The following is a 15,023-nucleotide window of genomic DNA, read 5'->3' as shown; positions in this document are numbered from 1 at the left end:
GGACGAAAAAACAGGGGCGCGAATTATAGCGGAAACTGCTCAACCTTTGACCAAAATCCTTAAAACACCCAGAACGCACCAAAACAATGCCTCGCACCAAAAAAGAGCACACTATTGGTGCACGCAAGACCAGATAAAAAGTCATGCCCCGTGAAAGGGCCGCATTTCAGAGCCCTCCGCCCAATTAAGGGCGCTGGCATGCAATTTGCTCCCTTGTGAGGCAGGGCACCCTGGCGGACTATCCCGCCGGGCTTCACCGCACATTCGGGGCTCGGAGAAAGAGCCTTTTCCATCTGGAGGACAACATGTCTAAGGCCGTTCAACTGATCAAAGAACACGACGTGAAGTGGGTCGACCTGCGCTTCACCGACACCAAGGGCAAGCAACACCACATGACGGTGCCCGCCCGTGATGCGCTCGACGAGGACTTCTTCGAAGCTGGCAAGATGTTCGACGGCTCGTCCATCCACGGCTGGAAAGGTATCGAAGCCTCCGACATGATCCTGATGCCGGTCGACGAAACTGCCGTACTGGATCCCTTTACCGAAGAGCCGACTCTGATTCTGGTCTGCGACGTCATCGAGCCGAGCACCATGCAGGGCTACGACCGCGACCCGCGTTCGATTGCCAAACGCGCCGAGGAGTACCTGAAGTCTACCGGCATCGGTGATACCGTATTCGTTGGCCCGGAGCCCGAGTTCTTCATTTTCGATGCGGTCAAATTCAAATCCGACATCTCCGGCTCGATGTTCAAGATCTACTCCGAGCAGGGCTCCTGGATGACCGACCAGGACGTTGAAGGCGGCAACAAGGGCCACCGTCCTGCCGCCAAGGGTGGTTATGTGCCGGTTCCGCCGGTCGATCACGATCACGAGATCCGTACCGCCATGTGCAACGCCATGGAAGAGATGGGTCTGGTCGTCGAAGTACACCACCACGAAGTGGCCACCGCTGGCCAAAACGAAATCGGCGTGAAGTTCAACACCCTGGTTGCCAAGGCTGATGAAGTTCAGACCCTGAAATACTGCGTACACAACGTGGCTGATGCCTACGGCAAAACCGCCACCTTCATGCCGAAACCGCTGTATGGCGACAACGGTTCGGGTATGCACGTGCACATGTCCATCTCCAAGGACGGCAAGAACACCTTCTCTGGTGAAGGCTATGCCGGCCTGTCCGAAACCGCGCTGTACTTCATCGGCGGCATCATCAAGCACGGCAAGGCACTGAACGCCCTGACCAACCCGTCGACCAACTCCTACAAGCGTCTGGTGCCGGGCTTCGAAGCACCGGTCATGCTGGCCTACTCGGCTCGCAACCGTTCTGCTTCGATCCGCATCCCGTACGTATCCAGCCCGAAGGCTCGCCGCATCGAGGCGCGCTTCCCGGATCCGGCTGCCAACCCCTACCTGGCCTTCGCTGCACTGCTGATGGCTGGTCTGGACGGCATCCAGAACAAGATCCACCCGGGCGATGCCGCAGACAAGAACCTGTACGACCTGCCGCCGGAAGAGTCCAAGCTGATCCCGCAGGTATGCGGCAGCCTGAAGGAAGCTCTGGAAGCGCTGGACGCCGACCGTGCGTTCCTGACCAAAGGCGGCGTTTTCTCCGACGACTTCCTCGATGCTTACATCGAGCTCAAAGCCGAAGAAGAAATCAAAGTACGTACCTTCGTACACCCGCTCGAATACGACCTGTACTACAGCGTCTAATTTGCGCAACGAAAAAGCCCGGGCAATGCCCGGGCTTTTTTTCGCCTGCTTAAATTCAGCGCATAAAGTGTGCGGCGCACAGCTTATTGCCGGCCGGATCCAGCAGGTAGGCCAGATACATCGAGCGCCCGTCGCTCGAACGCACGCCAGGCGGATCCTCGCAGGCGGTGCCGCCAGCCGCCAGACCGGCAGCATGCCAGGCCTCCACAGCCTCAGGGCTATCGGCGGCAAAGCCGATGGTACTACCGTTGCCTTTGCTGGCTGGCTTGCCGTCAAGCGGCCGGGTTAGCCCAAGCACTCCCTTGGGCGTGACATACAGGCAGCGACCTTTGCTGTCGATTACGCCTGGCTCAATGCCCAGGGTTGCCAGAATGGCATCGTAGAACGCCTTGGAGGCGGCCACGTCGTTGGCTCCCAGCATGATGTGACTGAACATGGTTGTACTACCGTACAGGTGCTATTGATCGGCCTCGGGATTGCCCCTGGGCCGACGTGAAAGCTCTACATTCAAGCGCGGCATGGCCAGCTCCAGGCCGAGTTTATCCAGTTTCTGGCGCAGCAAAAGGTTAAACGCACGCTGCACTTCCCATTGCTTGATCGGCGCGGTCTTAAAACGAAAACGCATGATCGCCTGACCGTTGTCAAAGCTCTCTATACCCTGCATCTCCAGCGGCGACCAGATATTGCGGCTGACCTCGCGGTCATCGCGCAGGTCTTTGGCTACTTCACGCACCAGAGCCTGAGCATCATTGATGGCCATGGTCGCCGGCACCGGCCAGCGGAACATGGCGTAGCCAAACTGGCGCGAGTAGTTCTTGATGGTTTTGATCTCGCTAAAGGGCACCGTATGCACCACTCCATCCAGATCGCGCAGGCGCACAGTGCGGATGGTCAGCGCCTCGACAGTGCCCAGGTGTCCCCCTACGTCCACGTAGTCATCAATCGAAAGCGAATCCTCAATGATAATGAACAGGCCAGTGATCAGATCAGCCACCAGCGACTGCGCACCAAAGCCAATGGCCAGACCGATCACCCCGGCCCCCGCCAGCAAGGGCGTGACGTTCATGCCCATGTTGGCCAGTGCCACAATCACCGCAATGATGGCAATGGTCACGAAGATCACATTGCGAATCAGCGGCAACATCGTCAACGCACGCGTGTTGCTACGACTCTTGGGCCCCAGCCCAAGCGCCGTCTGAATCGCGGTGTCGGCCAGAATCCAGACCAGCCAGGCAAACAGCAAAGTAGTGACAAAGCCGAACACCATGCGCCGTACATCACCATCGTTGCCGCTATCGAAGGTCAACAGCGACATGCCCCACACACGCAGACCGATTTCCACAAACAGCAGCAGACTGCCCATGTGCGCCAGGGTGAAGATGAACTTGCGCAGTTGGGCTACATAGGGGGCGCTGGGGCGATGGCCAACGCGACTCGGCTTGCGCTGCGCACGACTGATCAGGCCATTGGCCGTCAGGGCCATCACCGCCACTGCCGAGCACATCAACGCCTTACGCAAGGTCGACGCGCTATCGCCACCGGTCAGCACGGTCGCCACCAGCGAAATACCCACTAATATCAGCACCGGCAGGTACCAAAAGCGCCCTACCAGCTCGATCAACTCACGGGTGACACCGCCATTGAGTCGTCGCTGCAACGGCTGATTGCGGATCAGGTGAGAAACAGGTCGGCGGTAGCGCAGGGCGAACAAGCCGGTCAAAAGCGCTGCAAGGATATTGGCCAACGCGCCAATGCATTGCGCCACCGATGCCCCCAGCCCCTCCATCACTCGGCCGTCATGCATCACCGCGCCCAAGGTCGCCAGGCTGCCGATCAGCCACAGCGGATGAAACGCCCGGCGGCGCAGAATGCTCAAGGCTCGTGTGCGGTGCGGGCCGCTGAGCAGGGACAGGCAAATCACGCACAGGGCCGCGAACAGGGTGCCCCAGACAAGTACGTAGGCGGTAACCAGCGCCAGCATGCGCCCCAGCGAGCTGCTCAGCGCCACGGAAAAGTACAGCGTGATGACAAACGCTATCACCCACGGTCCGAGCTTGCGCAGGGCGAACAGCACCAGATCACGTGTCGACGGCTGCTGCGGCAACTCCTGGGACAAGCCAAAGCGCTGTTGCAGACGACTGGCCAGCCAGCGCAGCGCTACCGCCACGGCGCCCCAAACCAACAAAACCTGTGAAAAATCCAGTAGCGTTCCGGACAACTGCTGCCAACTGATCCAGCGCTCACGTACTTCTTGTGCCGCGTCCGCGAATTTCTGTCCCCACAGACTGCTGGGGCTCTTGTTGCCCTGGAACTGCTTCTCCAGCGAGCCCAGGGTTTCCCCAAGCAGTCCTATGACCCCGGGGGGCGTCGGCGCAACCTTGGCATTGGATTCGCGTAACTGCTTGAGCGAGTCCACCAGTTGCGTGCGCTGCTTGTCACTCTCCAACACGGTGATGACCTGCTTGAGCGACTGATCCAGTTGCTCGGCTGACACCGTTTGCTCCTTGTCAGCCGTAACGCTGCCAAGCCCTGGCAAAGCCGCGCTGACTGAGAGGCTCAGCAGCATCAACATACTCCCCAGTACCCGGTTAAGTCCCTTCACTTACACCCCCATCAAAATCCGCCTAACGCCCAGCGCTCGCCTCCCGGGCCAGGTGTACAAGTATGACGATGCCAATTGCAATCTGGGATTTGCCGACAGCTGCCAGAAGTCCCCGACACAACACCTGACCTGCGCCTAGCGCAAACCCCGTCCACCCTGCACCTGACGGAGCCTTCATCTGAATGGATAACCGTGCGCCATTTGTAGCCCGAGATCACAGCCATGGTGCCTCATACTTGCCAGCAACGTCCGGCAGTGCAAGGCTTAGAGCCTGGTGTCCCATTCGCGGAAGGATCGCGTCATGCGCCCGCTACTCGCCTGCCTGCTACTGACCCTGGCCCTGCCCGCCAGCGCACAGATCTACAAGTACATCGACGCCAACGGCAACACGGTGTTCACCAACCAGCCACCGGATGGTTCCGCAGCCGAAAGCGTCACCCTTCCACCCACCAACACCATGCAGGCTCCGACAACAGCCAGCGACAACCAAGGCAGCGAAACTGAAAGCAGCGAGGCGCAGGCTCCTTACAACCTGCTGCGCCTGATCGGTATTCCCGATGAGGAGGCTATACGCAGCAACAACGGCAGTTTCATCGTCAGCGTCGAGATCCAGCCACGCCTGCAACCCGGCCACCTCCTACGCCTGATCCTCGATGGCCAGCCCTACGGCCAGGCAAGCAACGTAACGAGCCTGCAAGTAACCGAAATCGGCCGCGGCGAGCACAGTCTGGCCGTGGCCGTGATGCAGGGCGAACGCATCATTCAGCAAAGCCCCAGTGAGGCTTTCAGTGTGCAGCGCATCAGCGTCAACAGTCCGGCCCGCCAGCCTGCCACGCCGCCCAAGCCCACTCCGAAACCTGCCAACTGACCATGATGCGCTCCCTGCTGCTCTGCATTCTGCTTGCCCTCGCCTGTGGCGCCACGGCCCAGGTCTATACCTACATCGATGCCGAGGGCAACCGCGTGTTCACCGACAAGCCCACCAGCCAGAATGCCGAGCGAGTCATTCTCGCACCCTCCAACAGCGTGCAACTCAACGCCCAGCCCCCGACTCCGCGCACATCGCCGCCTGCAGTCGGCAAGCCGGCAGTCCATTACCAGCTGCTGCGCATCCTGCTACCGGAGCCGGACGCTTCGGTGCATAACGGTTCTGGCGACATGATCGTCACCCTGACCAGCGAGCCCTCGCTGCTTCCAGGACACAGCTTTCGCGTACTAATCAACGGCGAGCCGCAAGGAGCCCCCAGCCGCAGCCCGGTGTTCGCCTTGCAGCACATTGATCGTGGAACCCACCAATTGGCAGCCGAGATTATCGATAGCGCCGGTCTGATCGTCGAGCGCACCCCGGCCCAGCCCTTCCACATGCACCGCATGAGCCTGGCACAGAAGCGCAAGGTCAGGCCCTGCCGGAAGGATGACTACGGCGTTCGCCCGGAGTGCCCACCGAAGGACAAACCCAAGGAAAAGGTCAGCATCCTTCCCTTCCCCTAAGAAAGCGCACCATTATGGTGCAATAATACTTTTTTACCTGACCTTACCTCCCTGTTTGGGGGCGTCACCTGAGCCATCCCACTACTCAGCAACTGCCGAAATACGGGCGGACGCAGAAAACATGCGTCTTTTCAGGGCTTCTGGTTTGTTTCTTGCATTTTCCTGCCCATTACCGGAACACACTGCCTATGACCATCAACGACGCTCTGCATCGCCTACTCCTGGACAATCTGACCACGGCAACTCTGCTGCTCAACAGCCAGTTGTGCCTGGAATACATGAATCCGGCTGCCGAAATGCTGCTGGCAGTCAGCGGTCAGCGCAGTCACGGACAGTTCATTAGCGAACTGTTCACCGAGTCGCCCGAAGCCCTGTCGTCGCTACACCAGGCGGTGGAGCAGGCACATCCTTTCAACAAGCGCGAGGCGGTGCTGACCTCGGCCACCGGCCAGACCCTGACCGTCGACTATGCCGTGACCCCGCTGTTCAACCAGGGGCAGACCTTCCTGCTGCTGGAAGTGCATCCGCGCGACCGCCTGCTGCGCATCACCAAGGAAGAAGCGCAGCTGTCCAAGCAGGAGACCACCAAACTGCTGGTGCGCGGCCTGGCCCACGAAATCAAGAACCCGCTGGGCGGCATTCGCGGTGCCGCCCAGTTGCTCTCGCGCGAGTTGCCTAACGAGGAACTGCGCGACTACACCAACGTCATCATTGAAGAGGCGGATCGTCTGCGTAATCTGGTCGACCGCATGCTGGGCTCCAACAAACTACCGACGCTGAGCCTGACCAACATCCACGAGGTACTTGAACGGGTCGCCAACCTGATTGAGGCCGAAGCCCAGGGCAGCATCGCCCTGGTGCGTGACTACGACCCAAGCATCCCGGACCTGCTGATTGACCGCGAGCAGATGATCCAGGCCGTGCTCAACATCGTGCGCAATGCCATGCAGGCCATAGCCGGACAGAAGCACAACCTGGGCCTCGGGCGTATCAGCCTGCGCAGCCGCACTCTGCGTCAGTTCACCATCGGCCATACGCGTCATCGCCTGGTGGTCAAGATCCAGATCATCGACAACGGCCCCGGCATTCCAGCGGAGCTGCAGGACACCATCTTCTACCCCATGGTCAGCGGTCGCGCCGACGGCACTGGCCTGGGTCTGGCCATCACCCAGAACATCATCAGTCAGCATCAGGGGCTGATCGAATGCGAAAGCCATCCCGGGCATACCGTGTTCTCAATCTTCCTGCCGCTGGAACAAGGAGCTAACAGCCCATGAACAGCAGTGAAACCGTCTGGATCGTCGACGACGACCGCTCCATCCGCTGGGTACTGGAAAAGGCTCTGCAACAGGAAGGCATGAGCACCCAGAGCTTCGACAGTGCCGACAGCGTCCTTTCCCGCCTGACTCGCCAGCAGCCGGACGTGATCATCTCGGATATCCGCATGCCCGGCGCCAGCGGCCTGGATCTGCTGGCAAGAATTCGCGAGCTGTACCCGCGCCTGCCGGTGATCATCATGACCGCGCATTCGGATCTCGACAGTGCCGTAGCCAGCTATCAGGGCGGCGCATTCGAGTACCTGCCCAAACCGTTCGACGTGGACGAGGCCGTCTCTCTGGTCAAGCGCGCCCTCCAGCATGCCCAGGAGCAGCAGAGTCTGGCTGCTCCCACTGCCCAGGCGCGCACACCGGAGATCATCGGCGAGGCCCCGGCCATGCAGGAGGTCTTCCGGGCCATCGGCCGCCTTTCCCAATCCAATATCACCGTACTGATCAACGGTGAGTCGGGAACGGGTAAGGAACTGGTGGCACACGCACTGCACCGCCACAGCCCGCGCGCGGCGGCACCGTTCATCGCCCTGAACATGGCGGCGATACCGAAAGACCTGATGGAGTCGGAACTATTCGGCCACGAGAAGGGAGCCTTTACCGGCGCCGCCAGTCAACGCCGCGGTCGCTTCGAACAGGCCGATGGCGGCACCCTGTTTCTCGACGAGATCGGTGACATGCCGGCCGATACGCAAACCCGCCTGCTGCGGGTACTGGCCGACGGCGAGTTCTACCGGGTCGGCGGCCACACCCCGGTCAAGGTAGACGTGCGCATCATCGCCGCCACCCACCAGAACCTCGAATCGCTGGTGCAGGCCGGGAAATTCCGCGAAGACCTGTTCCACCGCCTCAACGTCATCCGCATCCATATTCCCCGGCTGGCCGACCGCCGCGAGGACATTCCCACTCTGGCCCGGCATTTTCTCTCGCGCGCAGCCCAGGAGCTGGCGGTGGAGCCGAAGCTGCTCAAAAGCGAGACCGAGGACTACCTGAAGAACCTGCCCTGGCCGGGCAATGTGCGTCAGCTGGAGAACACCTGTCGCTGGATCACCGTCATGGCGTCCGGGCGCGAGGTACATGTCGACGACCTGCCACCGGAGCTGCTGGTGCAACCGCAGGATGCCGCGCCGGCCAGCAGTTGGGAACAGGGGCTGCGCCAATGGGCCGATCAGGCTTTGGCACGTGGTCAGTCCGGCCTGCTGGATATTGCCGTACCGACCTTTGAGCGAATCATGATCGAAACGGCGCTCAAGCATACCGCCGGCCGCCGTCGTGATGCCGCCGTGCTGCTGGGCTGGGGTCGCAATACCCTGACCCGCAAGATCAAAGAACTGGGAATGAACGTCGCAGGCGGGGACGACGAGGGCGACGAATAGCGCCCTCGTCCTGCTCAGCCACGCAGGGCGTTCTTCAGCGAGATCTGCGTGTTCATGGTCCAGAAGTCGTAGAGTACGCCAACCAGGAACAGCCCGCCGGTAAGCAGATAGAGAATTCCGGTGATCCACTTGCCCTGATACATGCGGTGCACACCGAATACACCAAGGAAGGTCAGCAGGATCCAGGCGATGTTGTAATCAATGTCTCCGGCATGGAAGCGCAGATCGGCCTCGCGATCCATTGCCGGGATCAGAAACAGATCGATGATCCAGCCGATGAACAGCAGGCCCAGGGTAAAGAACCAGATGGTGCCGGTCACCGGCTTGCCGTAATAGAAACGGTGCGAACCGAGAAACCCGAAAATCCACAGCAGGTAGCCGATCAGCTTGCTGTGGGTGTCCTGTCGTTGCATGGTCAACTCCTTGTGCGGGATACCGCCGTAAGACGCGCTATTTGACCGAAGGTTGCACGTTCTCCCGAAGGCTTCAAGCAATCAGGCCGCTTGAAGTCGACTCACGCGGCGTGTACTGTACAAAAATACAGTATCACATGGTCTCCACCATGCAGTTAATCGACAAACTCAGCATTCTCGCTGACGCCGCCAAATACGATGCTTCCTGCGCCAGCAGTGGCGCGCCCAAACGCAGCTCGCGGGGCAAGGACGGCATCGGCGCCAGCAACGGTACGGGTATCTGTCACAGCTTCACGCCGGACGGTCGCTGCGTCTCGCTGCTCAAGATTCTGCTGACCAACTTCTGCCTGTACGACTGCCAGTACTGCATCAACCGCCGCTCCAGCGATGTGCCGCGCGCACGCTTCACCCCCGAAGAGGTGGTCAGCCTGACCCTGGACTTCTACAAGCGTAACTGCGTCAGCGGACTGTTTCTCAGCTCCGGCATCATTCGCTCGGCCGACTACACCATGGAGCAACTGGTACGTGTCGCCAGACTGCTGCGCGAACAACACCAGTTCCGCGGTTACATCCACCTGAAGACCATCCCGGACGCCGCGCCAGAGCTAATCGCCGAAGCCGGCCGCTACGCCGACCGGCTCAGCGTCAACATTGAACTGCCCAGCGAAACCAGCCTGGTTCGGCTGGCGCCGGAGAAAAACGCCGGCAGCATCCGCCAGGCCATGGGACACATTCATCAGGGCGAGCAGGAGTCCCGCGAGGAAACCCGCGCACCGCGCTTCGCCCCCGCTGGCCAGAGCACCCAGATGATTGTCGGCGCCGATGCCAGCGACGACCGCACCATCCTTCACAACGCTCAGTCACTGTACCGTGACTATCGCCTGCGGCGGGTCTACTACTCGGCCTTCAGCCCCATTCCGCACAGCCCGCAAAGCGTCCCTCTCCAGGCTCCGCCACTGCTGCGTGAACATCGCCTTTACCAGGCTGACTTCCTCATGCGCGGCTACGGTTTCAACGCTGACGAGTTGCTCGCCACTCCAGGCAACCTGGCGCTGGACATCGATCCCAAACTGGCTTGGGCACTGGCCAACCGCGAGCAGTTTCCGGTCGACCTCAACCGCGCCGACGAGCAGTTGATCGCCCGCGTTCCCGGCATCGGTGTAGTCACTGCGCGACGCCTGAGCGTCCTGCGCCGCGAGCGCCGCATCCGTTTCGACGATCTGCGCCGCCTTCGCTGCGTGGTGGAGAAGGCCCGCCCTTTCATCATCACCCAGGACTACCGGCCGTCACACGGCGAACAGGAATCCAGCGTGCTGCGCCAGCAATTGCGCGACACCCCAACCCAGATGGCGCTATGGTGATGCACGGCCTGCGCTTCGACGGCAGCTTTGCCGGCTGGCGCCAGCTTGCCCGTCAGGCCTTGCTGCAAGGACTGGCGCCGCATCAGGTGCAGTGGCTGGATGAGGAGACCGCTCCCGGTCTGTTCGACCAGTATGACAATCCCGCAGCACTTCCCAGCGGTCGCCTGCGCGTCTCGCCGGAACTCCTGGCCTGGCTGGAAAGTGCCGCCCGTTATCGCGGCGAAGGCCGCTGGAGTCTGCTCTACCGGGTGCTCTGGCGCTTCGTCAAAGGTGAACGCTACGCCGTACTGGCCGGCGATCCCGACGGCAGCGAGCTGCAGCGGCGAATCAAGGCGGTGCGGCGTGAAATTCATCACATGCACGCCTTCCTGCGCTTCAGACAGGGACCGCCCGACTCGGTGGACTTCGTCGCCTGGTTCGAGCCTGCGCACGATATCCTGCCGACGGCCAGCCAGCACTTCTGCGACCGGCTCGGCCGGCACAGCTGGCTTATCGCCACGCCACGCGACGGAGTACTCTGGGATGGTCAGCAACTGCAGCATGAGCCGGCCTGCCCGGCGCTGTGGCGGCAGTGGGCACAACAGCCGGAGGAGGAGGAGAAGGATCAGGCGCTGTGGCGAACCTACTACAGCAGCATCTTCAATCCGGCCCGGCTCAATCCGCTGGCACTGCAGCAACACCTGCCGGTACGTTTCTGGAAACACCTGCCGGAAGGCCCGCTGATCCCGCAACTGGTCAGCGACGCACGCGCCGGGGCGCAGCGTGACGGCCAGGCCACGCTGCTGGCCGGGAAAAAAGGCAAACGAATTGCCGTAAAAGCCGCCACCGAGTCAGCACGTACCGTCAACGACGGGGTCAGCGGAATATCCGCCCCGGATCTTCCTCACTGATTTCCAGCGCCAGCCCCTTGGCCATGCTGGACAGGTGATCGCCGCTGGCTTCGGAACCAAGCTTGATCATCAGACGCAGATCGTTGGCCGAGTCGGCATACAGCAAGGCATCCTCGTAGGTGATCTCGCCCTGGGTATAGAGGTTGTACAGAGCCTGATCGAAGGTTTGCATGCCTTGTTCGGTAGAACGCTTCATCAGCCCCTTGAGCTCGTGCACTTCGCCCTTGCGGATCAGATCGGCAGCCAGAGGCGTGTTGATCAGCACCTCGATCACCGCACGACGACCCTTGCCATCCGGGGTCGGTACCAGTTGCTGGGCAACAATGGCCTTGAGGTTGAGCGACAGATCCATCCACACCTGATTGTGACGATCCGGCGGGAAGAAGTTGATGATGCGGTCGAGTGCCTGGTTGGCGTTGTTGGCGTGCAGGGTGGCCAGGCACAGGTGCCCGGTCTCGGCGAAGGCCACGGCGTAGTCCATGGTCTCGCGGGTTCGGATCTCACCGATCAGGATCACATCCGGCGCCTGACGCAGGGTGTTCTTCAGCGCCACTTCGAAGCTCTCGGTATCGATACCCACCTCGCGCTGGGTGACGATGCAGCTCTGGTGCTGGTGGATGTACTCGATCGGGTCCTCGATGGAGATGATATGGCCGCTGGTGTTTTTGTTACGGTAACCGATCATCGCCGCCAGCGAGGTGGACTTGCCGGTGCCGGTGGCACCAACGAACAGCACCAGACCACGCTTGGTCAGTGCCAGCTTCTTCAACACCTCAGGCAACTTGAGGTCATCAAGCGTGGGAATGTTGGTCTCGATACGACGTAGCACCATCCCCACCAGGTTACGCTGATAGAAGGCGCTGACGCGGAAACGACCGATCCCGCGGGCACTGATGGCGAAGTTGCACTCATGCTTCTCGGCAAACTCGCGACGCTGCGCTTCATTCATTACGCCCAGCACGGTTTCGCGGGTCTGCTCCGGCGACATGGCATTCTTGGTCACCGGCATGATCTTGCCGTTGACCTTCATCGAAGGCGGCACACCTGCGGTAATGAACAGATCGGAACCGCCCTTTTCCACCATCAGACGCAGCAGTTTTTCGAAATCCATACGTCGTTTTCACTCATCCGCACGCTCGATGCACTGGCGTCCCGCGTGGGATGAACGGCTGCGGGCGTGCTTCACAACCGTCATTGCGCCAACTCAGAAGTTTTCCGGGCTCTTGGCCTTTTCCCGTGCCGCATCGCGACTGATCAGCCCCTTGGACAGCAGCCCTTTGAGGCAGGCATCAAGGGTCTGCATGCCCAGCGCGCCACCGGTCTGAATCGCCGAGTACATCTGCGCCACCTTGTCTTCGCGAATCAGGTTGCGGATTGCCGGAGTGCCGATCATGATTTCGTGTGCCGCCACACGACCGCCGCCGATCTTCTTCAGCAGGGTCTGCGAGATAACCGCCTGCAGCGACTCCGACAGCATCGAGCGCACCATGGCCTTCTCTTCGGCGGGAAATACGTCGACCACCCGGTCGATGGTTTTGGCCGCGCTGGTGGTGTGCAGGGTGCCAAACACCAGGTGACCGGTTTCCGCTGCAGTCAGCGCCAGGCGAATGGTCTCCAGATCACGCATCTCACCCACCAGGATGATGTCCGGGTCCTCACGCAGCGCCGAGCGCAGAGCCTCGGAAAAGCCGTGGGTATCGCGGTGCACTTCGCGCTGGTTGACCAGACACTTCTTCGACTCGTGCACGAATTCGATCGGATCCTCGATGGTGAGGATGTGCTGATATTTGTTGTTGTTGAGGTAGTCGAGCATGGCCGCCAGAGTGGTGGACTTGCCCGAGCCGGTGGGACCGGTCACCAGTACCAGGCCACGCGGCACGTCGGTGATCTTGCGGAACACCTCGCCCATACCGAGCTCCTCCATGGTCAGAACCTTGGAGGGAATGGTACGGAACACCGCACCGGCACCGCGGTTCTGATTGAAGGCGTTGACCCGGAAGCGCGCTACGCCCGGCACCTCGAAGGAGAAGTCGGTTTCCAGGAACTCCTCGTAGTCCTTGCGCTGCTTGTCGTTCATGATGTCGTAAATCAGCGCGTGCACCTGCTTGTGATCCAGAGGCGGCAGATTGATGCGGCGCACGTCACCATCTACGCGGATCATCGGCGGCAGCCCCGCCGAGAGGTGCAAATCCGACGCGCCTTGCTTGGCGCTGAAGGCAAGCAGCTCGGTAATATCCATGGGACTCCCCATTTACAGGCAAGCAGGTAGAATGCCACGACCCCTGAAAAGGCCGGGCTTATAGAGCGCAGGTAATGTCCACGATAGCAAAGAATATTGCAAAGGTCGGTGCTCGCATCCGTGAGGCGGCGCAAGCCTCGCAGCGCAATTTCACCGAGATCGGCCTGCTGGCGGTGAGCAAAACCAAACCCGCCATCGCCATTCGCGAGGCCCATGACGCCGGGCTGCGGGACTTCGGCGAGAACTATCTGCAGGAAGCTCTCGGCAAACAAGCCGAGCTGAGCGACCTGTCGCTGGTATGGCACTTCATTGGGCCCATCCAGTCGAACAAGACTCGGCCCATCGCCGAGCATTTCGACTGGGTGCACTCGGTGGATCGACTGAAGATCGCCCAACGCCTGTCGGACCAGCGCCCCGCACATTTGCCAGCGCTGAATGTCTGCCTGCAGGTCAATGTCAGTGGCGAGGACAGCAAGTCCGGCTGCAGCCCCGAAGAGTTGCCGGAACTGGCCCGGGCAGTCGCCCTCCTGCCCAATCTCAGACTGCGCGGGCTGATGGCAATCCCCGAACCAACCGACAACATCGCTGCCCAACGTGCTGCTTTTGCCCGTCTGCGCCAACTGCGCGATGAACTGGCACTGGATCTCGACACTCTGTCCATGGGTATGAGCCACGATCTGGAAGCCGCCATTGCCGAAGGTGCCACCTGGGTACGTATCGGCACGGCCCTGTTTGGCGCCCGCGACTACGGGCAGCCCACTCCCTGACTAAAGGAACTTTCTGCAATGAGCACCCCGATCATCGCCTTCATCGGCGCCGGCAACATGGCTGCCAGCCTGATTGGCGGCCTGCGCGCCCAAGGCGTACCTGCTGACAGCATCCGTGCCAGCGAGCCGAGCAGCGAGCAACGCTCCCGCCTGGAGCAAAATCACGGCATCGCCACTTTCGCCGACAACACCGAAGCCATCCGTGGCGCCGACCTGATCGTGCTGGCTGTAAAACCGCAGGTGATGAAGGCCGTATGCCTGGATCTGGCACCGCACCTGAGTACGGATCAACTGATCGTCTCCATCGCCGCCGGAATTAGCTGCGCCAGCCTGGAAGAGTGGCTGGGCCCACGTCCGGTCGTGCGCTGCATGCCCAATACCCCGGCCCTGCTACGCCAGGGCGTCTCCGGCCTGTTCGCCAATGCCCGTGTCAGCGCTGCCCAGAAAGCTCAGGCCGAGCAACTGTTGAGCGCCGTCGGCCTGGCTCTGTGGCTGGACGAGGAAATCCAGCTCGATGCCGTGACCGCCGTATCTGGCAGCGGCCCGGCCTATTTCTTCCTGCTGATCGAAGCCATGACCAGTGCCGGCGAACAGCTCGGCTTGCCGCGCGAAACCGCTGCCCGTCTGAGCATCCAAACGGCCCTGGGCGCTGCCCGCATGGCCAGCGAAAGCGATGTAGACGCCACCGAACTGCGCCGCCGCGTCACCTCGCCAAACGGCACTACCGAAGCAGCGATTCGTACGTTCCAGGCCGGTGGCTTCGAGGCACTGGTGCAGCAAGCTCTCGACGCCGCCGCCCGACGCTCGGCGGAGCTGGCCGAACAATTGGGTCAATAAGGAGACA

General features: G+C 61.1%; 14 protein-coding genes. 9 read left to right on the top strand and 5 right to left on the bottom strand.

Annotated features, from left to right (window positions below; all coding sequences use genetic code 11):
• Positions 1 to 305 precede the first annotated feature (305 nt).
• The gene (gene glnA, locus NCCP436_RS10170) at positions 306 to 1,712 is read left to right on the top strand and encodes a glutamate--ammonia ligase (RefSeq protein WP_220803878.1); all 1,407 of its coding nucleotides are present in this window, start codon (positions 306 to 308) and stop codon (positions 1,710 to 1,712) included.
• Positions 1,713 to 1,767: 55 nt separating this feature from the next.
• On the opposite strand, the gene NCCP436_RS10165 is transcribed toward glnA, so the two are convergent.
• Positions 1,768 to 2,148, bottom strand: a complete 381-nt coding sequence (locus tag NCCP436_RS10165; protein WP_220803877.1) for a VOC family protein — start codon at positions 2,146 to 2,148, stop codon at positions 1,768 to 1,770.
• Positions 2,149 to 2,169: 21 nt separating this feature from the next.
• Positions 2,170 to 4,278 carry a mechanosensitive ion channel family protein gene (locus tag NCCP436_RS10160; RefSeq protein WP_259651480.1) on the bottom strand — a complete coding sequence of 703 codons (2,109 nt, stop codon included), beginning with the start codon at positions 4,276 to 4,278 and terminating at the stop codon, positions 2,170 to 2,172.
• 337 nt (positions 4,279 to 4,615) lie between these two features.
• On the opposite strand from NCCP436_RS10160, the gene NCCP436_RS10155 reads away from it, so the two are divergent.
• The 4 genes from NCCP436_RS10155 (at position 4,616) to ntrC (ending at position 8,509) form a co-directional block, all read left to right on the top strand.
• Positions 4,616 to 5,182 (top strand): DUF4124 domain-containing protein, encoded by a 567-nt coding sequence (locus tag NCCP436_RS10155; RefSeq protein ID WP_220803876.1) that lies wholly within the window; start codon positions 4,616 to 4,618, stop codon positions 5,180 to 5,182.
• A 5-nt stretch (positions 5,183 to 5,187) separates the two neighbouring features.
• A complete protein-coding gene (locus NCCP436_RS10150) occupies positions 5,188 to 5,805 on the top strand; it encodes a DUF4124 domain-containing protein (RefSeq protein WP_220803901.1) in 618 nt (205 codons plus the stop codon).
• A 188-nt stretch (positions 5,806 to 5,993) separates the two neighbouring features.
• Entirely contained in the window at positions 5,994 to 7,082 is a 1,089-nt protein-coding gene (glnL, locus tag NCCP436_RS10145) for a nitrogen regulation protein NR(II) (RefSeq protein WP_220803875.1), read from the top strand.
• Positions 7,079 to 8,509: a nitrogen regulation protein NR(I) gene (ntrC, locus tag NCCP436_RS10140; protein ID WP_220803874.1), complete on the top strand. Its 1,431-nt coding sequence runs from the start codon at positions 7,079 to 7,081 to the stop codon at positions 8,507 to 8,509. Before glnL ends, ntrC begins: the two co-directional genes overlap by 4 nt.
• 14 nt (positions 8,510 to 8,523) lie before the next feature.
• Here the strand turns inward: ntrC and NCCP436_RS10135 are convergent, their stop codons facing one another.
• On the bottom strand, positions 8,524 to 8,922 hold the full coding sequence (locus NCCP436_RS10135) for a TM2 domain-containing protein (protein WP_220803873.1): 399 nt from the start codon (positions 8,920 to 8,922) through the stop codon (positions 8,524 to 8,526).
• Positions 8,923 to 9,071: 149 nt separating this feature from the next.
• On the opposite strand from NCCP436_RS10135, the gene NCCP436_RS10130 reads away from it, so the two are divergent.
• Together NCCP436_RS10130 and NCCP436_RS10125 are read left to right on the top strand one after the other, a co-directional pair.
• The gene (locus NCCP436_RS10130) at positions 9,072 to 10,283 is read left to right on the top strand and encodes a putative DNA modification/repair radical SAM protein (RefSeq protein ID WP_220803872.1); all 1,212 of its coding nucleotides are present in this window, start codon (positions 9,072 to 9,074) and stop codon (positions 10,281 to 10,283) included.
• Positions 10,283 to 11,173: a TIGR03915 family putative DNA repair protein gene (locus NCCP436_RS10125; RefSeq protein ID WP_220803871.1), complete on the top strand. Its 891-nt coding sequence runs from the start codon at positions 10,283 to 10,285 to the stop codon at positions 11,171 to 11,173. The genes NCCP436_RS10130 and NCCP436_RS10125 overlap by 1 nt, the downstream gene beginning before the upstream one ends.
• On the opposite strand, the gene NCCP436_RS10120 is transcribed toward NCCP436_RS10125, so the two are convergent.
• Together NCCP436_RS10120 and pilT are read right to left on the bottom strand one after the other, a co-directional pair.
• Positions 11,139 to 12,284, bottom strand: a complete 1,146-nt coding sequence (locus NCCP436_RS10120) for a PilT/PilU family type 4a pilus ATPase (RefSeq protein WP_220803870.1) — start codon at positions 12,282 to 12,284, stop codon at positions 11,139 to 11,141. The genes NCCP436_RS10125 and NCCP436_RS10120 overlap by 35 nt on opposite strands.
• A 93-nt stretch (positions 12,285 to 12,377) precedes the next feature.
• Positions 12,378 to 13,412, bottom strand: a complete 1,035-nt coding sequence (gene pilT, locus NCCP436_RS10115) for a type IV pilus twitching motility protein PilT (RefSeq protein WP_220803869.1) — start codon at positions 13,410 to 13,412, stop codon at positions 12,378 to 12,380.
• Positions 13,413 to 13,486: 74 nt separating this feature from the next.
• On the opposite strand from pilT, the gene NCCP436_RS10110 reads away from it, so the two are divergent.
• Both NCCP436_RS10110 and proC read left to right on the top strand, forming a co-directional pair.
• A complete protein-coding gene (locus NCCP436_RS10110; protein ID WP_220803868.1) occupies positions 13,487 to 14,179 on the top strand; it encodes a YggS family pyridoxal phosphate-dependent enzyme in 693 nt (230 codons plus the stop codon).
• Between the two features lie 18 nt (positions 14,180 to 14,197).
• Positions 14,198 to 15,016 carry a pyrroline-5-carboxylate reductase gene (gene proC, locus NCCP436_RS10105; RefSeq protein ID WP_220803867.1) on the top strand — a complete coding sequence of 273 codons (819 nt, stop codon included), beginning with the start codon at positions 14,198 to 14,200 and terminating at the stop codon, positions 15,014 to 15,016.
• Positions 15,017 to 15,023 lie beyond the last annotated feature (7 nt).

Source organism: Pseudomonas sp. NCCP-436 (assembly GCF_019656335.1).
Taxonomy (GTDB): domain Bacteria; phylum Pseudomonadota; class Gammaproteobacteria; order Pseudomonadales; family Pseudomonadaceae; genus Aquipseudomonas.
This window is presented reverse-complemented; position numbering and strand designations above follow the sequence as displayed.